This window comes from Phenylobacterium deserti (genome assembly GCF_003254705.1).
In the GTDB taxonomy this organism is placed as follows: Bacteria; Pseudomonadota; Alphaproteobacteria; order Caulobacterales; family Caulobacteraceae; genus Phenylobacterium; species Phenylobacterium deserti.
In genome coordinates this window covers 192,273-211,338 of record NZ_QFYR01000001.1, presented here as the reverse complement: position 1 = coordinate 211,338, position 19,066 = coordinate 192,273, and the positions used below count along the sequence as shown (strand labels likewise).

Sequence of the window (19,066 nt, the reverse complement as noted above, 5' to 3'; positions counted from 1 at the left end):
AGACCTCAGCCGCCCTGCACCTTGCGCAGGACCTTGGCGGTCTGGGCCCCACCCATGTCATAGGGCTGCTGACCGGCCGGATCGGCGATCTTGTCCCAGTTGTCGCGCACTTCTTCGGCGGAAAGCCCGCCTTCGCCCAGGTAGGCGCCTTCCGTCTCGACGATGCGAGCCACGGCGAAGGCGCCCGCGCCGGCCGTCATGATGACGCCGGTCGGCGCTTCATCCGAGCACAGGTAGACCACGCCGGGGGTCACATACTCAGGCTTCAGCATCTCGAGCATGGCCGGCGGCATCAGGTTCTCGGTCATCCGCGTGGCGGCGACCGGGGCGATGGCGTTGACGTGGATGTTGTTCTTCTGCCCCTCGAGCTTGAGGGTGTTCATGAAGCCCACGATGCCGAGCTTGGCCGCGCCATAGTTCGACTGGCCGAAGTTGCCATAGAGGCCAGAGGACGAGGTGGTGACCACGATGCGCCCGTAGTTCTGCTGGCGCATGATCTCCCAGACCGCCTTGGCAGGCTTCACGGTGCCCAGCAGGTGCACGTCCAGCACCACCTGGAAGTCGCCCACTTCCATCTTGGCGAAGCTCTTGTCCCGCAGGATGCCGGCGTTGGCGACCAGGATGTCGATGCGGCCCCATGCGTCCATCGCCTGCTGGATCATCAGCTGAACGCCCGCGTCGTCGGTGACGGACGAGCCGTTGGCGATGGCTTCCCCGCCGAACGCCTTGATCTCCTCGACCACCGCGTTCGCAGCGTCCGAGCCGCCGCCCGACCCGTCCAGCGCTCCGCCCAGATCGTTGACCAGGACCTTGGCGCCGCGACGCGCAAGCTCCAGCGCATGCTGGCGCCCGAGCCCGCCGCCCGCACCGGTGACAATGGCCACTTTGCCGTCGAAGCGGATGTCCGCCATGAGGATCCCTCTTGAACAGGTGTTCGAATGTGTCAGGCCTTGTGCGGCCTTACTTGCGAGGGCGTCAAGCAAACCGCCGAGGTGACGTGGCGTCACCGGAACCGGTACTGTGGCTTATAATGCACACCGCCGCACCTGCGGCGCCGCCCCATCTTGCGCCGCAACGGCGATGGCCTAGATCGGTTCCATGCATCGTCGATTTGTCACCGCCGCCGCGGCTGCAGCGGCGTTTCTTATGGCCGGCCAGTCCGTCGTGGCCCAGCCCGCGACCTCGGACGCTTTCGGCGTCTGGCGCAACCCGAAGGACAACGTGCGCGTCGAGATCCGGCCGTGCGGCGCCGCTGCGTGCGGCACCGTGATCTGGGCCTCGCCCAAGGCTCAGGCCAAGGCGCGTGAGGCCGGCACCGCCAGCCTCGTCGGCACCCAAGTGCTCAAGAACCTGGAACTGGACGAGCGGCGCGGCGTGTGGCGCGGCAAGGTCTTCGTGCCCGAACTGAATCGCAACTTCACGGGCATCGCCGAGCCGGTTGACGCCGGGCGGCTGCGCGCCAAGGGCTGTGTCATCGGCGGCCTGCTCTGCAAGAGCCAGGTCTGGACCAAGGTCACCTGATCCAGCCCCGCTAAGCGTCAGCTCTTCGGCGGGGCCGCGCTCGCCACCTGCTGCTGTTTCGGATCCATGAACTTCACCAGCACGCGCTGACCGATCAGGAACGGCGCGCCGTCGGCGCTCACCACCACTTCCACGACCCGCTCGTCGGCCCGCTCGGACGGATCGTCCGACTGCAGCTTGCGCGCGCCGAACACCGCGGCGCGTCGGATCACCCGACCGCTGTAGGTCTTTGTGGGATCGCCCTCCGGCGACATCTGCACGGTTTGATTCACGGAGACCGAGGGCAGGGCGCCTTCGGAGATTTCCGCCCGCACAATGCGCGCCGCCTTAGGCTCCAGGTCGAACATGTTGGACACGTTCAGGGTGGAGGCGCCGGCCCCCGGGTTGGCGTAGCGGCGCACGATGCGCCCATCGACGGGCGCGCGGATCACGCTCAGTTCCTGGCTGAAGCGGGCCTCGTTCAGACGCGCTTGGGCGGTCGCGATGGAGGCCTGCTGGGCTTCCAGGTTCGCCTGGGCCTGCCGGATCGCATCGCGCGCCTGATCCAGGCGCTGCCCCGCCACGAAGTTGGAGGAGGCGAGCCCCTGCAGGCGCTCATACTCCCGGTTGGCGGTGGACAACTGCACCCGAAGCACGGCGACCTGCGCGCGCGCCTGGGCCAGTTCCGCGGAAGCCCGCTCGGCGGCCAGGCGCGGCTCGTCGTCCTGCAGGCGCGCGAGCACCTGGCCGCGGCTCACGTCCTGCCCTTCCTGCACCAGCACGTCCGAGACGACGCCCGCCCGGCGGGCGGCGACCTGGATGATGCCGCCTTCCACATCGGCCTTGCCGTTGGCGATGGCGACGTAGGGGCTCTTGGTGGTGGCGGCCGCGGCGGTCTTGGCCGCTTCGGCCTTCTTGGCCTTGGCCTGGCTGTTCATGAACAAGCCGCCAGCGCCAAGGACGACCACCAGACCGACCAGGATCAAGACGGCGCGGCTGCGAAGAAAGGCGAACATATCTCTAGGCTCCGGCGAGCTCGGGTTGTGTCTGGGCCGCGATGGTCTCAGCGCTCCGGGCGGTGCGTCGGTCATCGAGGATGCGGCCGTCCTCGATGTGGATCACGCGATCGGCGTAGGCTTCCAGCCGCGGGTCGTGGGTGACGCAGATCACCGCTGCGCCATGCTCCTTGGCCGCCCGCTGCAGAAGCTTGATCACGATCTGGCCGTTCTCCCCGTCGAGGGCGGAGGTCGGCTCGTCGGCGAACAGCAGGCGCGGGTTCTTGGCCAGGGCGCGGGCGATGGCCACCCGCTGCTTCTCCCCGCCTGACAAAGCGGCGGGGCGCATGTTCATGCGGCTCTCCAATCCCACTTCCGTCAGCGCCTGGACCGCGCGCTCGCGCGCCTGACCTTTGGAGAGGCCCTGGTATTTCAGGATGATCTCCACCTGCTGCAGCGCGGTCAGCGCTGCAAACAGGTTGAAGCCTTGGAAGATGAAGCCGCAGTGCTCGAGCCGGAACTTGTCGATCTTGCCCGGCCGCAGGCTCCAAAGGTCCTGGCCCAGCGCCTGGACCTCGCCGGTGTCCGGCCGCAGCAGGCCTGACAAGGCTGCGACCAGGGTCGACTTGCCAGAGCCCGATGGGCCCATGACCATCGTAAGGTCGCCGTGACGGGCGTCGAAGTCGACGTTCTTCAGCACCTCGATAAAAGTGCGGCCGGTCTTGAACCGCTTGGAAAGGCCGTGGGCGACCAGCGCCTGTTCGGAGCGAGCGCTCATCGCAGCAGGTCCGCAGGCTGGCTCTTCTTCAGGATGCCGAGGGCCAGCAGGCCCGAGAACATCGCGATGACGAGCAGCAGGATGGCGACGGTGATGATCCAGTTGGCCGGGAAGCTCATGGGCACCGAGCCGGACGCCAGGGCTGCGACGCCCCAGGTCAGCAGGGCGGTGGCGAGCAGGCCCGCGATGCCCACCCAGAACGACAGCTCCAGGATGACCAGCCGCAGGCTGCCCATGGAGACGCCCAGGGCTCGGAGGCTGGCGAACTCCTTGATGCTCGACAGGATCGCGCCACGCAGGGTTTGCGAGGTGATGCCCACGCCGATCAGGAAGCCGAGGAAAAGGGAGAAGCCCAGGAAAATCCCGATGATCTGCTCCTTCATGATGGCCTTCTGGTTGGCCTTGGAGAGCTCTTCCTTGGTCCAGGCGCGGTAGGTGTCCTTGGCGACCGCGTTAAGCTGGTCGCGCACCGCCTCGGCCTGGCTGGCGTCACGGATACGCACCATCAAAGGGCCGGTCTTGTCGTCGCCGCCCGCCATGCCCAGCAGCCGCAGGCTGTCACGGGACATGACCACCTGCTTGTTGTTCACGTTGGGATAGTTCTCGAGGATGCCGCGAATGTAGACCGTGCGCCCGTTCAGCGTGGCCATGTCGCCCGCCTTGACGCCCAGCGCTCCCAGCGCCGTGCGGTCCACCGCCACGGCATAGGGCTCCATGAGCGCCCGGCGTACATCCTCGCTGTAGTCGATTGGCAGGGTCACGGCGCCGGGACGAGGATCGACGATGTTGATCTGCACGCCCTCCGTGACCTGCTTCTGGCCATCCTTGGGGATGTTCTGAAAGCGCGCCCAGCTGCCGCCCAGTGCGGCCACTTCGACCACGTTCGGGTTCAGATAGATCAGAGGCTGGATTCTGGCCGGCAGGGTGTTGGGGCCGTTGACCAGGCTCTCGGACTTGGGCGCCAGGATCATGATGTCGGCGCGGCTGCGCTCGATGGTCGCGGTTGAGGCCTTCACGATGCCGGTGAACATGCCGACCTGGGCAAGCACCAGCAGGCCCGAAAAGGCCAGGGCCACCATCGCAGCGGTGTAGCGGCGCCACTCGTAGAGCAGAGTGGACAGGGCCAGCGACATCGTCTTCCCCCTCAACGTCCCGAGATGTCGTCCGCCGCAACTGGTGCGGGCCAGTTAAATCCCGGTAAGACTATACTACCTCGGATTAATTCGGCGTAACGTCACTCTTTCTGGCTGCGTAACGGCTCTGTTACACCCGACTTGCGCAACCGCTTGTCTTGGCTCTATCGGCAAGGAACAGCCGCATGATCGTCGCGGCGCACGGGAGCCTCAATGTTCCGTCCTGAAAACGCCCAGAGCCTGGTGGGCCTGGTGCTGACTATCGGCCTGTGCTGGCTCCTTTCCGAGAACCGCCGCCGTTTCCCTTGGAAGCTCGCCATCGGCGCGGTTCTGCTCCAGGCGGTTCTGGTGCTGGCGCTGTTCGGTTTGCCCGCTCTGCGCGTCGGCCTGCAAGGCGTCGGCCAGGCGGTGGACGGCCTGGCCTCCAGCACCCAGGCCGGCGTCTCGTTCGTCTTTGGGTTCCTAGCCGGCACGCCAAGCCAGCCGTATCCCCTGACCAACCCCGGCTCGCTTTTCGTGTTCGCCTTCCGCGTCCTGCCGGTGATCCTGGTGGTCTGCGCCCTAGCCGCCCTTCTGTGGCACTGGCGGATCCTGCGCTGGCTGACCCAGGGCTTCGGCTTCGTCTTCGAAAAGACCATGGGCCTGCGCGGCCCGCCCGCCCTGGCCACCGCCGCCACGGTCTTCATGGGTCAGGTGGAAGGCCCGATCTTCATCCGCTCCTATCTGGCCAGCTTGTCGCGCTCGGAGCTGTTCCTGCTGATCGCGGTCGGCATGGCCTGCGTGTCCGGCTCCACCATGGTGGCCTACGCCACCATCCTGCGCGACGTCCTGCCCAACGCGGCGGCGCACGTGCTCACCGCTTCCATCATCTCCGCGCCTGCCGGCGTGCTGCTCGCCCGCGTGGTGGTCCCGCGCGACCCCGCCGTGGAATCCCCCGAAGCCCTCGATGTGGGCGGCGGCAAGACCTACGACAGCTCGGTGGACGCCCTGATCAAGGGCACATCCGACGGCCTCTCCATCGTGCTGAACGTCGGCGCGACCCTGATCGTGTTCGTCGCCCTCGTGGCGATGGTGAACGGCATCTTGGGCGTCCTGCCGGACGTGGGCGGCGCGCCCCTGTCGGTGGAGCGCGGCTTCGGCGTGCTGTTCGCGCCGCTCGCCTGGGCGATGGGCGTGCCCTGGCATGACGCGCCTGCGGCCGGCTCGCTGCTGGGGGTGAAGCTGGTGCTGACCGAGTTCAGCGCCTTCATTAACCTGGGCGGCATCCCGGTGGGCGAGATCAGCGAGCGCAGCCGCGTGATCATGACCTACGCCCTGTGCGGCTTCGCCAACATCGCCTCGGTGGGCATCAACGTGGCCGGCTACACCGTCCTCGTGCCCGAGCGCCGGGCCGAGGTGATCGGCATGGTCTGGAAGGCGATGATCGCCGGCTTCCTCGCCACCTGCCTCACCGCCTCGGTGGTGGGCGCAATGCCCGCGAGCCTGTTCGGCCTCTGAGGCGCGTGCGGCGCTCCTACGCCAACCAGGTGTAGGGGCGCGGGTAGGGCTCGTCTCGGGCCAGGTAGACGACGCCCATGATGCACCGCAGGGCGAACCAGATCCCGACCACCGCCAGGATGAAGCCGCCGATCAACAGCAGCGGCACGCCGACCAGGATCAGCGAAAGCGGGATGCCGAAGAAGAAGAGGGCGCCGCCGATCAGCCACCAAGCGATCGACAGCCAGAAGGTGCGGATCAGGAAGGTGTAGTGGGTCCGCATGCGCGTCCCGGCTCGATCACGGTTCATGTAGGCGATGATCAGGCCGACGAAGACCGTCACGCCGATGGCGTAGGTCAGCAGGTAAAGCCCGTAGGCCACCGCCGGCATGGTGCGGTCCTCGACGGTTCCGTAGCCCAGGCGATCAGTCACAGGCGCTCTCCTTCAGTCCCACGCAGGATCGCCGAACGAGGTGGGAAGGGGAAGAGATCCTTGGAAGATGGGGTCAGGCTCGGACGAGCGTGATCTCCACGCCGGCGCCGGTGGCGTGCGGCGCCAGCGCCAGCGGCTTTTCCACCCGCACCCGTGCCCGGGTCACCCGCGGGTCGGCCAGACAGGCGCGGGCCAGCCGTTCGGCGAAGGTTTCGACCAATTCGATATGGCCTTCCTCGGCCACGGCCCGGGCGGCGTGCAGCACGTCCTCGTAGTTGAGGGTGTCGGCAAGCTTCACCGCGCCAGCGGTGGGCACGTCCAGCTCCACATCGACCACCAGCGGCTGAACGCGGCCGATCTCGTGCTTGTAGACGCCGATCTCGGCCTGCACCTGCAGACCCGTGACGAACACCTTGGTCATCACGACCTTGGCGTCGGGCGCGGGCGGGGCGTCGTTGTCGGTGCGGGCGGCGGCGACCATGGGGCGATCCTCCTCAGGCGCGCCAGGCCAGATGCTGGCCGGAGTCGACGGCGATCATCTGGCCGGTGACCGATGGGGCGTCAATCAGATAGCGCAGCGCGTGGGCGATCTCGGCAGGGTTCACCGGCCGCTGCATGAGGGTCCCGCGCGCTTCGGCTGCGAAGTCCGCCGGATCCTGGTGAATGGACTGCAGGGTGGGCCCCGGGCCGATGCCATTCACCCGCACGCGCGGGGCGAGGGCCTGGGCCATCATCCGCGTGGCGTCCCAAAGAGCGGCCTTGCTCAGCGAATAAGAGAAGAAGTCTGGGGTGGGGCGGAAGACCCGCTGGTCGAGGATGTTGACGATCAGCCCTTCGCGCTCGGCGGGGAGCCTTCGGGCGAACACCTGCGACAGCACCAGCGGCGCACGAAGGTTGGTCTCGAGGTGGGCATCCCAGGACGCACGGTTGAAGCTCTCGAAGGCGTCTTCCTCGAAGACGCTTGCCGAATTGACCAGCAGGGTGACCGGTCCGAGCTCGGCTTCAGCTTCGCCGACCAGGGCGACCGTGGCGGCTTCCTTGCGCAGGTCGCAGGTGACGATGGTCGCGCGGCGGCCGCGGGCGCGCACCTCTGCGGCGGCGCTTTCGGCGTCGTCATCGACGCTGCGGACATGGATCGCGACGTCGAACCCCGCCTCTGCGGCGGCGGTGACCAGGGCGCGGCCGATGCGGCGGGCTCCGCCGGTGATCAGCGCAGCCCCGCGGCTAGCCACGGGCGCGGGCCCTCAGCCGGCTCAATCCAGACGGCCGAACTCGTAGAAGTTCAGCGCGCCGACGACGACGAGGAAGATGACGATGGCGGCGATGCCGGACATGGGCGGCTCCAGACTCTGATGGCGCGGCTTTAGCGAGGCGCGCGGTTTGCTGCAAGCGCCCGGGGCTTCAACGAGGCGCGGAGCTTCAGGTTCTCCGGTCAGGTGACGCAGCGACAGGCCTTCCCGAGGACGTTTCCATCTTTAAAATGACTGTTTGAATGCGAGCCTGAACCGGGCCCAGGAGGACGCGATGCGAGAGAGTCTGAAGTTCTTCATCGACGGCGAGTGGGTTGAGCCCGCCGAACTGAAGACCCTGGACGTCATCAATCCGGCGACCGAGGAGGTCTGCGGCCGGATCGCGCTCGGCGGGGCGGCCGATGTGGACCGGGCGGTGCAAGCCGCGCGCAAGGCTTTCGCCAGCTGGTCCCAGACCAGCCGCGAGGAGCGGCTGGACATCCTTCAGCGCATCGTCGCCGAGTACCAGAAGCGCTTCGGCGTTCTCGCCGCCGCCGTCACCGAAGAGATGGGCGCACCAGCGTCCCTGGCGCAGCGGGCGCAGGTTCCCATCGGCATGGCGCACCTGGCCACCGCCGCCGAGATCCTGAAGACCTTCAAGTTCGAGGAGGATCGCGGCCAGACCATGATCCTGAAGGAGCCGATCGGCGTCTGCGGCTTCATCACCCCCTGGAACTGGCCGCTGAACCAGATCGCCTGCAAGGTGGCGCCGGCCTTGGCGACGGGCTGCACCATGGTGCTGAAGCCCTCGGAAGTGGCGCCCTTCTCCGCCCAGATCTTCGCCGAAATCCTGCAGGCCGCGGGCGTTCCGGCCGGCGTGTTCAACCTGGTGCACGGCGATGGCCCTGGCGTCGGCGTCGCCCTGTCCAGCCACCCCGACGTGGACATGATCTCGTTCACCGGCTCGACGCAGGCGGGGATCGAGGTGGCGAAGAACGCCGCTCCGACCGTGAAGCGCGTGCACCAGGAGTTGGGCGGCAAGAGCCCGCACGTGGTTCTCGACGATGCGCTTTTCACCAAGAGCGTCGGACGCGGGGTTGCGTCCATGATGACCAACTCGGGCCAGAGCTGTAACGCGCCCACCCGCATGCTCGTCCCGCAGGCCCGCATGGAAGAGGCGATCGCGGTGGCTCGCGAGTCCGCCGAGCGGATCACCGTGGGCGATCCCAACGGCAACCACACCCTAGGCCCCGTGGTCTCCGAGGCGCAGTTCAACAAGATCCAGGGGCTGATCCAGAAGGGGATCGACGAGGGCGCCACCCTGGTCACCGGCGGCCCTGGACGGCCGGAAGCGCTGGAGCGCGGCTATTTCGTGAAGCCCACCGTGTTCGCCAATGTCACGCCCGAGATGACCATCGCGCGGGAAGAGATCTTCGGGCCTGTCCTGTCGATCCTCGGCTACGCCGACCTGGACGAGGCGGTGGCGGTGGGCAACGACACCGAATATGGCCTCGCCGCCTACGTCAGCGGCGCAGATGCCGCTCAGGCGCGCCAGGTGGCCCGCCGGCTGCGCGCCGGCCAGGTGACGATCAACGGCGCCATGGACGTCACCGCGCCGTTCGGCGGCTACAAGATGAGCGGCAACGGCCGCGAATGGGGCGACTTCGCATTCCACGAGTTCCTTGAAACCAAGGCTGTCGTCGGCTGGGGCGAGCAACAGGCCGCGGAGTAGGGCTCAGGCGGGCCTTAGCCGGCGCGCTCGGGCCCAGCCGAGCACGGCGAGCCCCGCCAGGGTGGAGATCACGGAGCCGGCGACCACGCCCAGCCGCATCTGCGCCTGGGCGGGGCTGGCTTCGAGCGCCAGCTGGCCCAGGTAGAGGCTGAGGGTGAAGCCCGCCCCGCAAAGCAGGCTGACGCCCAGGATGTCGGCCCATCCGGCGCCGGTCGGCCGGCGCGCCTTCTTGAGCGCGATCAGCAGGGCGCAGGCGCCGAAGATGCCGAGGGGCTTGCCCACGGCCAGCGCCAGGGCCGTCCCCAGCGCGACCGGGCTCGCTACATTGCTCACCGCGAGCTCACGGAACGACACGCCCGCCGCAGTGAAGGCGAACAGCGGCAGGACGAAGTAGGCCACGTAAGGGTGCAGCCCCTCGACGAAGTCCTCGGTCACCCCCGGCCGATGCGGCTTGCGAGGCTCGATGGGCACGGCCATCGCCGCCGCGATGCCGGCCAGCGCTGTAGAGAGCCCCGCTTTCAGGGCGAAGGCCCACACAAGGATGAAGCCCAGGCCGTAGAACAGATAGGGCGCCCGGCGCCACCGCCCCATCAGGAACATCAGCGCCAGGGCAGTGGCCCCTCCACCAAGCGCCGGCAGGCTCACAGGGTCGCCGGCAAGAACGCCGCTGATCGCCACCGCGCCCAGGTTCTGGAGGATGGCGATCGTCAGCAGAAACGTCCGCAGGGCCGGTGGGGTGCGCGGTCCGGCCAGCGCCAGGGCCGCCATGGCGATCGCCATGTCCGTCCCCGTCGTGGCGGGCCAGCCTGCCAGCGCCGGACCCGAGCCGGTGTTGAGCAGAAGGTAGATGACCGCCGGCGCCAGCAGCCCGCCCAGGGCCGCAGCGATCGGCAGCGCCAGGCGGCGCGGGTTCGCGAGCTCGCCCCGCAGCGCCTCGTGCTTCACCTCCAGGCCGAGCACGAAGAAGAAGATGGCCATCAGGCCATCGCGCACCCAGGCCAGCACGCTACGCGTCTCATGAAAGGCGCCGAACTGGACGGTGAAAGGCGCGCCGATGAACTCGAAATAGCGCGGCGCGAGCGGGGAGTTGGCCATCGCCACGGCGGCCAGCGCGGCCGCCGCCAGCACCACGCCGGAGGCGGACTCGGTTCTCAGGAAGTCGAGCGTGATGCGACGGGCCATGCCGAGCGGTTAGCACGAGCCAAGGCTCGGCAGTAGCCGCGCGAGGTTGCCAGCCCGTGGGTGGAGGCCCATTTGGGTTCGATGCCCGTTTCCCCCGCCTACCGTCCGGATCCCGTCTTTCCGCAGCTCGGACGCGAGTTCGCCGATCCCGTGAACGCGGCCGACTTCCCGCAGACCATTCTGCGCTTCCGCAACGATCGGGCGGCGGCCACGGTCGGTCTGCAGACGCTGACGGACGAGGAATGGATCGCCCATTTCGGCCGGTTCGAGCCGCTGCCCGGCAACATCAATCCGCCGTTGGCCCAGCGCTATCACGGCCATCAGTTCCGCTCGTACAACCCCGACCTTGGCGACGGTCGCGGCTTCACCTTCGCCCAGATGAGGGAGGTCGGGACCGATCGTCTTCTGGAGCTGGGCACCAAAGGCTCGGGCGAGACGCCCTGGTCGCGTTCGGGCGATGGTCGCCTGACCCTCAAGGGCGGCGTGCGCGAGGTGCTCGCGACAGCCATGCTCGAGGCCTTGGGCGTGCCGACCTCCCGCTCGTTCTCGCTGATTGAGACTGGAGAGGAGCTGGTGCGCGGCGACGAGCCCAGCCCGACCCGCTCATCGGTGCTGACTCGCCTGTCGCACAGCCACATCCGCTTCGGCAGCTTTCAGCGGCACGCCTTCTTCGACGCGCCTGAGCGCATCAACGCTCTCATCGAGCACGTCGTCGCCAACTACTATCCGGAGCTGAGCGACGCCTCCGATCCCGCGGCGGCGCTGCTGGATGCGGTGGTGGCCCGGGTCGCCAAGCTCGCGGCGCGCTGGATGGCGGCCGGCTTCGTCCATGGCGTGCTCAACACCGACAACATGAACATCACGGGCGAGAGCTTCGACTATGGCCCATACCGCTTTGCGCCCTACTCGAACCCGAACTTCACCGCCGCCTACTTTGACCAGACCGGGCTTTACGCCTTTGGCCGCCAGCCCGAGGCGGTGTTCTGGAATCTGCAGCAGCTGGCCGGCTGCTTCACGCTGGTCACCGAGTCGGATCCGCTGATCGAGGCGCTGAACCGCTTCGGGCCGACCTACCGCGACGAACTGGTCACCGCGATCCTCGGGCGCCTGGGCCTGCAGCCCAAGGGAACGGAGGACGACGCGGCGTTCATCCAGACGGTTTTCGGCGCCTTGGCCGGAGGCGGCGAGGCGCTTCGTTGGGAGCCGCTGTTCTTCGACTGGTTCTGCGGCGACGCCGCCCGTGCAGACCGCAGTCCGCGCGCCGAGATCTACGCGCACGAGGGGTTTCAGCCCTTCCGTGAAGCCATCGCCGGCTACCAGGCCGAGCGGCCGGAGCGGCTTCAGCACCCCTTCTTTGCGAACGCCGAGCCCGAAGAGCTGCTCTACGACGAGATCGAGGCGATCTGGGCGCCGATCACCGAACAGGACGATTGGTCGGCCTTCCACGCCAAGCTCGAGCGGATCGAGACGGCGCGGCAGGCCTGGGGCTTGTGGGCGCAGGGCGAGGGCGAACGCGCCTAGGCGTGGCGGGCGAACACCCGCGTCTTGCCGCCCGGCAGCAGCAGAAAGGTGTTGTAGGCTTCCTTGCGCCCGTCGCGCGCCTCCATGCCCGGCGAGCCGATGGGCATGCCAGGCACGGTCAGGCCGATGGCCTTGGGCTTCTCACGCAGCAGCCGTTCGATATCCGCCGGCGGCACATGGCCGACGGTGACGTAGCCGCCCACCTGCGCCACGTGGCAGGAGGACAGCTCGTCTGGCACTCCGTGCTTGCGCCAGATGGGGCTGACGTCCTCGACCTCGACCACCTTGGGATGGAAGCCCGCCCGGCTCATGGTGCTGATCCAGCCCTTGCAGCAGCCGCAGGAGGACGTTTTCCAGACGGTGACGGTTCGCGGAGCGGCGTGGGCGACGCCTGCCAGCGCCAGCATGGGCGCGGCGGCGAGAAGGGTGCGGCGGTTGAACATCGGAACTCCAATCGCACGAGGCGGCTGAGAGTTAGATGATCTTCCGCAAATGCGGCGGCAAGCCGACGGCTTAAACTTCGGGCGACGGATCGTTTTTGGGCCGCGAAGCCCACTGCGCCAGCACCACCCCGCCCAGCGCGATCGCCGCGCCCAGCGCCTGCATGTGTCCGATCGGCTCGGCAAACAAAACCCAACCCAGCCAGGCCGCCACCACCGGCTGGACCAGCACCACCACCGAGGCCGTGGGCGTCGGCAGCCGTCCCATGGCCCAGGCGATGGAGCCCTGGCCGGCGACGTGCATCAGGCCCAGCCCGACGCAGGCCGCCCAGCCGCCGGCGCTGCCGGGCAGGATCGGTTCGCCCAGAGCAAGAGCGGCGATCAGCATCATCGGCAGGCCCACCGCGCCCGACCAGAACATCAGGCGGCTGGCGCTCTCGCGCTTCCGGCCCTCGCCCATGGCGATCATGTAGAGGGCGTACCAGAGAGCGGTGAGCACCGAGAGGGCGTTGCCCAGCGGCGGGTTCACGCCAGGCCCGCCGCCCTTCTCGAGCGCCATCATCCAGGCGCCGGCGACCGCCACGGCCACGGCCAGCAGGAAGGTCTTTCGTGGGCGCTGGCGCAGGAAGATCCAGGCGAACGCCGTCACCACCACCGGGGTGAGGTTGGACAGCACCGTGGCGTTGGTCACCGAGGTGTAGCGGATGCCGTAGTGCCAGAACCCCATGTCCAGGGCGAACATCAGCCCGGCGATCAGCGCCAGACGCGACGGTAAGCCTACGCCGCCCCCCGCCCCAGCGCTGGCCCTTCCCGCCATCAACGCCAGGAAGGGCAGGGCGAAACCCAGCCGCCACACGCCCGCCGCCGCCGGCCCGGTGTCCGTCAGGCGCACGAGGATGGGGGAAAGTCCGATGACGCAGGCGCCGAAGACCAGAACCGCCAGCGCTTTCCAGCGCGGCGCCGACGGCGCGGCCATCGCCTCACTCAAAGCCCATCTCCCGTCGAAGCTCGGTGGCGGTGATACCGCGCCCGCGCAGTTCGCGCAGCGTTTCCGCTCGGTCGCGCTTGGCGAACCGCTTGCCGTCGGGGCCCGTGAGCAGCCGGTGGTGGCGATAGATCGGCGTGGGAAGGGCTAACAGCGCCTGCAGCAGCCGCTGCACGTGCGTCGCTTCGAACAGATCCTGGCCTCGCACCACGTGGGTGACCCCCTGGAGCGCGTCGTCGTGCACCACCGCCAGGTGATAGGCCACGCCCACATCCTTGCGGGCCAGCACGACGTCCCCGCCAAGTTCCGGCCGCGCCTGGATCACGCCTCGCTCGCCGCTCGGCCCTTCGCCATCTTCGATGAAGGTAAGGCCCTCGAAGCCGCCGAGGGCCCGCTCGGCCGCGGTGAGCGACAGGCGCCAGGCGAACGGCTCGCCAGCCGCCAGCCGCGCCGCCTCCTCCTCGGCCGGCAAGGGGGCCCCGCGAAACACCTCCATGGCGCCGTGCGGGGCGCGGCCGATCTCCTCGGCGATCTCTTTGCGGGTCCGGAAGCAGCGGTAGAGCAGGCCCCGTTCCGCAAGCTCCCGCAGCGAGCGCTCGTAGTCAGCGAAGTGATCCGATTGCCGGCGGACCGGCTGCTCCCAGGACAGGCCCAGCCAGGCGAGGTCCTCCAGAATTCCGTCCTCGTACTCGGGACGGCAGCGGGTTCGGTCAATGTCCTCGATGCGCAGGATGAAGCGGCCGTGCGCCGCGCGCGCAGCTTCGAACGCGGTCATGGCCGAGAACGCATGGCCGCGGTGCAGCCAACCGGTCGGTGACGGCGCGAAGCGGGTGACGAAGGAGGCGCTCACGGCGCCGCTCCTAGACCTCGTGCCGGGGTCTGGGGAAGAGGCCCATGTGGCTGAACACGGCGCGGAAGAACGCCGTCTCCCCGCCAAGCGCCTCGATCAGGTGCTCGAACTGTTTGAAGCCGGCCATCTCGGCCAAGCCGTGGGCCGCGCACCAGGCGGCCACGGTGGCCAGTTCCAGATCCACCGTGGCCTTGGGGTCGGCGCCCAGCTCCACCAAGGTTTGGCGCACCTTGCAGTACGCGCTTTCCTCGTCCTCCTCGGTGACGTGCGGCAACGCCTCCTTGTTGCGGGCCGCGTCGTACATGATCCGATAGAGCGCCGGGTGCTCCCGGGCGAAACAGACATAGGCGATGCCGAGCGCGCTCAGCCGTTGGTGCCCTTGCGCCTGCGCCTTGGCCGTCGTCATGGCGCGGTCCAGCATGATCCAGCCGTCGTGCGCCACGGCGTCCAGCAGTTCGCTCTTGTCCTTGAAGTGGTGGTAGGGCGCCGCCGGACTGACGCCGGCCTCGCGCGCAACAGCTCGCAGCGACAAGGCCGCCGGACCTTCAGCCTCCAGAAGCCGGCGCGCCGCATCGACGAGCGCCCGGCGCAGGTCGCCGTGGTGATAGGGCTTGCCGTCGGCCGGCTTCGAAGCGCTCATCGACGGCATCCTAGAGACGCTTTCCCGAGCGGTAAATGCATCTTGACGATGCTTAGATGCGAGCATATCTAAGCACCGTTCAAATCGAACCGCCTCCGCTCCCCCGGAGGCGCCAACTCAAAGGTGTGTGTCATGACTACTGTTGCGAAGGTCGCCAACTTCGAACGCCTCTTCGACCGGCTGGGCGCGCCGCTGCTGCTCCTCCTCGGACTGACCGCTGCGGCCGCCGTGGCGGTGGTGAGCTGAGACGTTCGGCGAGAACAGAGAGGGGCCCTTCGGGGCCCTTTTTTGCACGCGCCCTTGTCATGGCCGCGTCTTCGAATCTTCCGTATAGTTGGAACTGCAGCGGATTTTCGCTGCGCGCTGGATCGGAGGCCTCGTCTTCAGTCCGTTAGCGTACGACATAACGGTGCTCAGGCGCCGCGGGAGGTCCGGTCATGCAGGTGCTTAGTCGCCCGCCGTCCGGCTGGCCTGCCCTTGTGCTGAACGCGGACTTCAGGCCGCTCAGCTACTATCCCCTGTCGCTGTGGCCTTGGCAGGAAGTCATCAAGGCCGTGTTCCTGGATCGGGTCGACGTGGTCTCGACCTATGACCAGGTCGTCCACTCCCCGTCCTTTGAGATGCGCCTGCCGAGCGTCGTATCGCTCAAGCACTACGTGCCGCAGGACCGGCCCCCGGCCTTCACCCGCTTCAACCTGTTCCTCCGCGACAGTTTCAGCTGCCAGTACTGCTCGTCGGGCGAGGATCTGACGTTCGATCATGTGATCCCGCGCTCTCGGGGCGGGCGGACCACCTGGGAAAACATCGTCACCGCCTGTGCGCCCTGCAACCTGACGAAGGGCGGGCGGACGCCGAAGGAGGCGGGCATGCATCCGCACATGCGGCCACGGCGGCCAAGTTCGCACGAGCTGCAGGAGCGAGGACGCAGGTTCCCGCCGCACCACCTGCACGAAAGCTGGCTCGACTACCTCTACTGGGACATCGAGCTGGAGGCTTGATCCGTCAGGCGGACGCCTGCAGGGCGCCGGCAGGGGCGGCCCCGCCGCGCAGGGCGCCCTTCACCTTCCGCACGACCTGCACCAGCTTCTGGACGGGCCGGGGCATGGGATCTCGGCAGAAGGCGAGCTTCTTCACATAGGTCGGCACCCGCCAACGGGACACCGATCCGGCTGGGAAGAGCGCCACGTCGCCTGGCCGAAGGCTGCGCGGGCCTGAGCCGTCGTCGACCACCACCTCGCCCTCCAGGATGTGGACCCACTCGTCGCCGGCGAAGTGCCAGTCGAACTCACCGGCGGTGCAGTCCCACACCGCCGTCAGGGCCGCGCCGTCGGCGGCTTGCGACAGCACGGTGCAGCGGGCCTGAGGCGCGCCGGCGCGGATCCACTCGGGCCGGATGGGCGCAGCCTCCAGTGCGACGGCGTCGATGGCCGCAGCGGCGATCGTGGTCATGGTGAAATCCTGAAACAGCCTTGGCTGCTAGACGCGCAACGGTCGCGGTTGTTCCGAACGCCGTGAACCGCCCGCGGCTCAAGCCGTTGCGCGCCGGTGGACATCCCGCTTTCCCTCCAGGCGGGCCTTTGGGGCCTGCTCAGCGGCTCGGCGCTGATCCTCGGCGCTGCAGTCGGCTATTTCGCCCGCGTTCCGGCTCGTCTGATCGCCGCTATCATGGCGTTTGGCGCGGGTGTTCTGATCTCGGCCTTGTCGTTCGAGCTGATGGACGAGGCGTGGCGGCGCGGCGGGTTGAACGCGACGGCCGTCGGCTTCCTGGGTGGAGCGGCGATCTTCACCTTCGCGAACCTCGCGTTGGCCAGAGCCGGGGCCAGGCACCGCAAGCGTTCGGGCGCGCAGCAGGCCGGCGAGGAGGGCAGCGGCGCGGCCATTGCGCTGGGCGCCCTGCTGGACGGCATCCCGGAGTCGGTGGTGATCGGCGTCAGCCTTCTTGGCGGCCAAGGCGTCAGCCTGACCGCCGTCATCGCCATCTTCCTGTCGAACATCCCCGAAGGGCTTTCCAGCTCGGCGGGCATGCGCAAGGCAGGTCGCCCGGCGGTGTTCGTACTGGGCATGTGGGCGGTGATCGCGGCCCTGTCGGGCGTCGCGTCCTGGGTCGGCTACAGCGTCTTCAGCGGCTTCTCGCCAGCCGTGATCGCCGCGACCCAGGCCGTGGCGGCCGGCGCCATCCTGGCCATGCTGGCCGACACCATGATTCCGGAAGCCTTCGAGGAGACCCGCGACTTCGCGGGCCTGATCACCGTGGCCGGCTTCCTGGCGGCGTTCGCGCTATCGCGCGCCGGCGGCTAGCGGAAAACGTAGACGCCGCCCATCGGACGCTGCGGGGCCTCGGCCAGGCCACGGATCTCCAGCCGCGCACGACGTGCGCCGCACTCGCAGCGAACCCGCTCCTCGAGATCCTCGATGCAATGACGGCCCAACCCCTGACCCAGCCAGTGGCTGGCGTCCAAGGCCGCCTCACGGCCGCAGTTGCACACCGCCCAAAGGCTGCTGCGCGCCGCCAGGGCCTGGTTGAGCCTGGGCGCGCCCAGCGCCGCGCCGATTGCCTGATAAGAGCCGCCGTCCGCCATGATCCGCCTCCGAGAGTAGAACAAAAGCAGAACTCCTATTGCTTTGCGACTCCGCGGGGGATGTGCCGCGGCAGGGGTGCTCAACCTGACGCTGATCGGGTCCTCAGGAACCTGCCCGTCGCTCCACCATTAGGCCGGGGAAGCATTCGGGAGAGCTCGATGAACCAGTCCAGACCAGCCGGGACCAATGCGTCCGATTCCGCGCCGGGTGTCGATGACGGCCGTGTCGCAGGCCCGCAACCAGCTGTGAATCATAAGCCGGCCGGCAAGCCGATCGTGTGGATCATCGTGGCGGCCATCGCTGCGATCGTGATCGGCTCGCTGATCGCCCGGCCCATGGCGACCTCGCGCGGCGGCGAAGAAACCGTCACCTCGGCGACCACGCGCGCGGAAGTGGAAGGCAGCACCGTTCCGGGTACGCAGAACGAGTCCACCGCGCCTGCGCCCTCTCAGCAGATCGGCACGGATGGGCCGCGTCCGGCGCAATAAGCGCCGGGCTAGATCTTCTCGCTGATCTTGATGGCGGCCTTGCAGCCGGTGCGGATCACCGCCGACAGCAGGGTGTAGCCCGGAGCCTCGCGCGCCCCTTCGTCCACCGCGAGGTCGCGGTGCGCGAGCTCCTCGTCACGGAACTTGGCCAGTTCGGCTGCAAGCTCCGGCTCCCGTTCCGCGAGCTCTTCCACCTGCCCGGCGTAGTGCTGCTCGATCACGCTCTCCACCGCTTCGGTGCAGGCGTGGGCGGCCTTCTCGCCCAGCAGGGCGGTGCCGGCGCCCAGGGCGAACCCTGCGATGCGCCACAGCGGCGTCATCGCCGTGGGCCTGATGTTGCGTTCGGTCAGCAGGCGGTCGAAGCGCGCCAGGTGTTCGGCCTCATGGCCTTCCATCTCGGCCAGCTGATCGGAAATCCGCTCGCGCCCTTGGGCCTGGGCGAACACCGCCCGTTGCCCGCGATAGATGGACACCGCCCCAAGCTCGCCGGCGTGGTCGACGCGCAGGATCTCGGCCATGCGGGCCGCCAGGGCGCCGCGGCCGGGGCGGGGCGGGATCGGCTTCTCATTCATGGCTTGGACCTTTCCCTGAGCGCGGCGAGGGCGCTCAGGCCCGCCAACACCAGGGAGACCACCGCGTTCCATCCCGCCATGGACAGGCCCAGGAACACCCAGGCAGCCTTGTCGCAGCTCGGCGGCTTGATTTCAGCGCCCTTAAGCAGGGCGTCCAGCGAGGCGGCCGACACGCCCGCGCCTGTGGACGCGCAGGTCGAAGGGCCGGCCCAGAACTTCCATTCCGCTCCCGCGTGGTAGATCGCAACGCCTGCGCCGACCAGGAAGACGAGGCCCAGGATCCAGCAGGTGGCCTCGCGCCACCGAGGTCCGCCCGGCAGGCGCACTGCGATCATGAAGCCAAGCGCCAGGCCCAGAGCCGTCCAGTAGACCTCCCGCTGGCGCAGGCACAGGGTGCACGGCGCAAGACCTCCAAAGGTCTCGAAAGCGTGGGCGGTCGCCAGCATGGCGGCGGAGGCCAGCAGGGCCACAAGCCGCCAGCGGTCGAGGAATGGGCGAAGGGCGTTCGTCATCGGCAGTGGCGATATGAGCC

Annotated in this window: 23 protein-coding genes; 7 read left to right on the top strand and 16 right to left on the bottom strand. The window is 68.4% G+C overall.

Annotated elements, in window-relative coordinates; all coding sequences use genetic code 11:
• Positions 1 to 5: 5 nt before the first annotated feature.
• Positions 6 to 911 carry an SDR family NAD(P)-dependent oxidoreductase gene (locus tag DJ018_RS01070; protein WP_111512952.1) on the bottom strand — a complete coding sequence of 302 codons (906 nt, stop codon included), beginning with the start codon at positions 909 to 911 and terminating at the stop codon, positions 6 to 8.
• A 187-nt stretch (positions 912 to 1,098) separates the two neighbouring features.
• On the opposite strand from DJ018_RS01070, the gene DJ018_RS01065 reads away from it, so the two are divergent.
• Positions 1,099 to 1,521: a DUF2147 domain-containing protein gene (locus DJ018_RS01065; RefSeq protein WP_205853691.1), complete on the top strand. Its 423-nt coding sequence runs from the start codon at positions 1,099 to 1,101 to the stop codon at positions 1,519 to 1,521.
• Positions 1,522 to 1,538: 17 nt separating this feature from the next.
• Here the strand turns inward: DJ018_RS01065 and DJ018_RS01060 are convergent, their stop codons facing one another.
• From DJ018_RS01060 to DJ018_RS01050, 3 genes are read right to left on the bottom strand one after another with little or no spacing between them, the layout of a single operon-like run.
• Positions 1,539 to 2,516 carry an HlyD family secretion protein gene (locus tag DJ018_RS01060; protein WP_111512950.1) on the bottom strand — a complete coding sequence of 326 codons (978 nt, stop codon included), beginning with the start codon at positions 2,514 to 2,516 and terminating at the stop codon, positions 1,539 to 1,541.
• A 4-nt stretch (positions 2,517 to 2,520) separates the two neighbouring features.
• Positions 2,521 to 3,273, bottom strand: a complete 753-nt coding sequence (locus DJ018_RS01055; RefSeq protein ID WP_111512949.1) for an ABC transporter ATP-binding protein — start codon at positions 3,271 to 3,273, stop codon at positions 2,521 to 2,523.
• On the bottom strand, positions 3,270 to 4,406 hold the full coding sequence (locus tag DJ018_RS01050) for an ABC transporter permease (RefSeq protein ID WP_111512948.1): 1,137 nt from the start codon (positions 4,404 to 4,406) through the stop codon (positions 3,270 to 3,272). Before DJ018_RS01050 ends, DJ018_RS01055 begins: the two co-directional genes overlap by 4 nt.
• A gap of 213 nt (positions 4,407 to 4,619) precedes the next feature.
• Here DJ018_RS01050 and DJ018_RS01045 point away from each other — a divergent pair, with 213 nt between their 5' ends.
• Positions 4,620 to 5,903, top strand: coding sequence for a NupC/NupG family nucleoside CNT transporter (locus DJ018_RS01045; RefSeq protein WP_111512947.1), 1,284 nt, complete (start codon positions 4,620 to 4,622; stop codon positions 5,901 to 5,903).
• A 16-nt stretch (positions 5,904 to 5,919) separates the two neighbouring features.
• Here the strand turns inward: DJ018_RS01045 and DJ018_RS01040 are convergent, their stop codons facing one another.
• The 3 genes from DJ018_RS01040 to DJ018_RS01030 form a co-directional block, all read right to left on the bottom strand.
• On the bottom strand, positions 5,920 to 6,315 hold the full coding sequence (locus DJ018_RS01040) for a DUF4870 family protein (protein WP_240609423.1): 396 nt from the start codon (positions 6,313 to 6,315) through the stop codon (positions 5,920 to 5,922).
• Between the two features lie 73 nt (positions 6,316 to 6,388).
• Positions 6,389 to 6,736, bottom strand: coding sequence for a dihydroneopterin aldolase (gene folB, locus DJ018_RS01035; protein WP_111514614.1), 348 nt, complete (start codon positions 6,734 to 6,736; stop codon positions 6,389 to 6,391).
• 73 nt (positions 6,737 to 6,809) lie between these two features.
• Entirely contained in the window at positions 6,810 to 7,547 is a 738-nt protein-coding gene (locus tag DJ018_RS01030; protein ID WP_111512946.1) for an SDR family oxidoreductase, read from the bottom strand.
• 292 nt (positions 7,548 to 7,839) lie between these two features.
• Here DJ018_RS01030 and DJ018_RS01025 point away from each other — a divergent pair, with 292 nt between their 5' ends.
• Positions 7,840 to 9,276 carry an aldehyde dehydrogenase family protein gene (locus DJ018_RS01025; RefSeq protein ID WP_111514613.1) on the top strand — a complete coding sequence of 479 codons (1,437 nt, stop codon included), beginning with the start codon at positions 7,840 to 7,842 and terminating at the stop codon, positions 9,274 to 9,276.
• A gap of 3 nt (positions 9,277 to 9,279) precedes the next feature.
• Here DJ018_RS01025 and nhaA read toward each other — a convergent pair whose 3' ends face one another.
• Positions 9,280 to 10,458, bottom strand: a complete 1,179-nt coding sequence (nhaA, locus tag DJ018_RS01020) for a Na+/H+ antiporter NhaA (RefSeq protein WP_111512945.1) — start codon at positions 10,456 to 10,458, stop codon at positions 9,280 to 9,282.
• Between the two features lie 81 nt (positions 10,459 to 10,539).
• Here nhaA and DJ018_RS01015 point away from each other — a divergent pair, with 81 nt between their 5' ends.
• On the top strand, positions 10,540 to 11,979 hold the full coding sequence (locus DJ018_RS01015) for a protein adenylyltransferase SelO (RefSeq protein ID WP_111512944.1): 1,440 nt from the start codon (positions 10,540 to 10,542) through the stop codon (positions 11,977 to 11,979).
• Here DJ018_RS01015 and DJ018_RS01010 read toward each other — a convergent pair.
• From DJ018_RS01010 to DJ018_RS00995, 4 genes are all read right to left on the bottom strand, one after another.
• Positions 11,976 to 12,422, bottom strand: a complete 447-nt coding sequence (locus DJ018_RS01010) for a DUF411 domain-containing protein (protein ID WP_111512943.1) — start codon at positions 12,420 to 12,422, stop codon at positions 11,976 to 11,978. The genes DJ018_RS01015 and DJ018_RS01010 overlap by 4 nt on opposite strands.
• 70 nt (positions 12,423 to 12,492) lie before the next feature.
• Positions 12,493 to 13,395, bottom strand: coding sequence for a DMT family transporter (locus tag DJ018_RS01005; RefSeq protein ID WP_111512942.1), 903 nt, complete (start codon positions 13,393 to 13,395; stop codon positions 12,493 to 12,495).
• Between the two features lie 4 nt (positions 13,396 to 13,399).
• On the bottom strand, positions 13,400 to 14,254 hold the full coding sequence (gene gluQRS, locus DJ018_RS01000) for a tRNA glutamyl-Q(34) synthetase GluQRS (protein ID WP_111512941.1): 855 nt from the start codon (positions 14,252 to 14,254) through the stop codon (positions 13,400 to 13,402).
• 10 nt (positions 14,255 to 14,264) lie between these two features.
• The gene (locus tag DJ018_RS00995; RefSeq protein ID WP_111512940.1) at positions 14,265 to 14,903 is read right to left on the bottom strand and encodes a TetR/AcrR family transcriptional regulator; all 639 of its coding nucleotides are present in this window, start codon (positions 14,901 to 14,903) and stop codon (positions 14,265 to 14,267) included.
• Between the two features lie 428 nt (positions 14,904 to 15,331).
• On the opposite strand from DJ018_RS00995, the gene DJ018_RS00990 reads away from it, so the two are divergent.
• Positions 15,332 to 15,892, top strand: coding sequence for an HNH endonuclease (locus DJ018_RS00990; RefSeq protein WP_111512939.1), 561 nt, complete (start codon positions 15,332 to 15,334; stop codon positions 15,890 to 15,892).
• Positions 15,893 to 15,896: 4 nt separating this feature from the next.
• On the opposite strand, the gene DJ018_RS00985 is transcribed toward DJ018_RS00990, so the two are convergent.
• The gene (locus tag DJ018_RS00985) at positions 15,897 to 16,343 is read right to left on the bottom strand and encodes a cupin domain-containing protein (RefSeq protein WP_111512938.1); all 447 of its coding nucleotides are present in this window, start codon (positions 16,341 to 16,343) and stop codon (positions 15,897 to 15,899) included.
• A gap of 96 nt (positions 16,344 to 16,439) precedes the next feature.
• Between DJ018_RS00985 and DJ018_RS00980 the strand changes: the two genes are divergently transcribed.
• Positions 16,440 to 17,192, top strand: a complete 753-nt coding sequence (locus DJ018_RS00980) for a ZIP family metal transporter (RefSeq protein WP_205853690.1) — start codon at positions 16,440 to 16,442, stop codon at positions 17,190 to 17,192.
• On the opposite strand, the gene DJ018_RS00975 is transcribed toward DJ018_RS00980, so the two are convergent.
• A complete protein-coding gene (locus DJ018_RS00975) occupies positions 17,189 to 17,473 on the bottom strand; it encodes a hypothetical protein (RefSeq protein WP_111512937.1) in 285 nt (94 codons plus the stop codon). The genes DJ018_RS00980 and DJ018_RS00975 overlap by 4 nt on opposite strands.
• Positions 17,474 to 17,632: 159 nt before the next feature.
• Between DJ018_RS00975 and DJ018_RS00970 the strand changes: the two genes are divergently transcribed.
• Positions 17,633 to 17,962: a hypothetical protein gene (locus DJ018_RS00970; protein ID WP_111512936.1), complete on the top strand. Its 330-nt coding sequence runs from the start codon at positions 17,633 to 17,635 to the stop codon at positions 17,960 to 17,962.
• A gap of 8 nt (positions 17,963 to 17,970) precedes the next feature.
• Here the strand turns inward: DJ018_RS00970 and DJ018_RS00965 are convergent, their stop codons facing one another.
• Positions 17,971 to 18,534 (bottom strand): demethoxyubiquinone hydroxylase family protein, encoded by a 564-nt coding sequence (locus DJ018_RS00965; protein ID WP_165842762.1) that lies wholly within the window; start codon positions 18,532 to 18,534, stop codon positions 17,971 to 17,973.
• Entirely contained in the window at positions 18,531 to 19,046 is a 516-nt protein-coding gene (locus tag DJ018_RS00960; protein ID WP_111514611.1) for a disulfide bond formation protein B, read from the bottom strand. Before DJ018_RS00960 ends, DJ018_RS00965 begins: the two co-directional genes overlap by 4 nt.
• Between the last annotated feature and the right edge of the window lie 20 nt (positions 19,047 to 19,066).

Excerpts from the sequence above, each read along its gene's own strand:
- DJ018_RS01025 (WP_111514613.1), top strand. The coding sequence starts at position 7,840 with ATGCGAGAGAGTCTGAAGTTCTTCATCGACGGCGAGTGGGTTGAGCCC.
- DJ018_RS00990 (WP_111512939.1), top strand. The coding sequence starts at position 15,332 with ATGCAGGTGCTTAGTCGCCCGCCGTCCGGCTGGCCTGCCCTTGTGCTG.
- DJ018_RS01050 (WP_111512948.1), bottom strand. The coding sequence starts at position 4,406 with ATGTCGCTGGCCCTGTCCACTCTGCTCTACGAGTGGCGCCGCTACACC.
- nhaA (WP_111512945.1), bottom strand. The coding sequence starts at position 10,458 with ATGGCCCGTCGCATCACGCTCGACTTCCTGAGAACCGAGTCCGCCTCC.
- DJ018_RS00985 (WP_111512938.1), bottom strand. The coding sequence starts at position 16,343 with ATGACCACGATCGCCGCTGCGGCCATCGACGCCGTCGCACTGGAGGCT.
- folB (WP_111514614.1), bottom strand. The coding sequence starts at position 6,736 with ATGACCAAGGTGTTCGTCACGGGTCTGCAGGTGCAGGCCGAGATCGGC.
- DJ018_RS01060 (WP_111512950.1), bottom strand. The coding sequence starts at position 2,516 with ATGTTCGCCTTTCTTCGCAGCCGCGCCGTCTTGATCCTGGTCGGTCTG.
- DJ018_RS01070 (WP_111512952.1), bottom strand. The coding sequence starts at position 911 with ATGGCGGACATCCGCTTCGACGGCAAAGTGGCCATTGTCACCGGTGCG.
- DJ018_RS01065 (WP_205853691.1), top strand. The coding sequence starts at position 1,099 with ATGCATCGTCGATTTGTCACCGCCGCCGCGGCTGCAGCGGCGTTTCTT.
- DJ018_RS01010 (WP_111512943.1), bottom strand. The coding sequence starts at position 12,422 with ATGTTCAACCGCCGCACCCTTCTCGCCGCCGCGCCCATGCTGGCGCTG.
- DJ018_RS01005 (WP_111512942.1), bottom strand. The coding sequence starts at position 13,395 with ATGGCCGCGCCGTCGGCGCCGCGCTGGAAAGCGCTGGCGGTTCTGGTC.
- DJ018_RS01045 (WP_111512947.1), top strand. The coding sequence starts at position 4,620 with ATGTTCCGTCCTGAAAACGCCCAGAGCCTGGTGGGCCTGGTGCTGACT.
- DJ018_RS01055 (WP_111512949.1), bottom strand. The coding sequence starts at position 3,273 with ATGAGCGCTCGCTCCGAACAGGCGCTGGTCGCCCACGGCCTTTCCAAG.
- DJ018_RS01015 (WP_111512944.1), top strand. The coding sequence starts at position 10,540 with ATGCCCGTTTCCCCCGCCTACCGTCCGGATCCCGTCTTTCCGCAGCTC.
- DJ018_RS00960 (WP_111514611.1), bottom strand. The coding sequence starts at position 19,046 with ATGACGAACGCCCTTCGCCCATTCCTCGACCGCTGGCGGCTTGTGGCC.
- DJ018_RS00975 (WP_111512937.1), bottom strand. The coding sequence starts at position 17,473 with ATGGCGGACGGCGGCTCTTATCAGGCAATCGGCGCGGCGCTGGGCGCG.
- DJ018_RS00970 (WP_111512936.1), top strand. The coding sequence starts at position 17,633 with ATGAACCAGTCCAGACCAGCCGGGACCAATGCGTCCGATTCCGCGCCG.
- DJ018_RS00965 (WP_165842762.1), bottom strand. The coding sequence starts at position 18,534 with ATGAATGAGAAGCCGATCCCGCCCCGCCCCGGCCGCGGCGCCCTGGCG.
- DJ018_RS00995 (WP_111512940.1), bottom strand. The coding sequence starts at position 14,903 with ATGCCGTCGATGAGCGCTTCGAAGCCGGCCGACGGCAAGCCCTATCAC.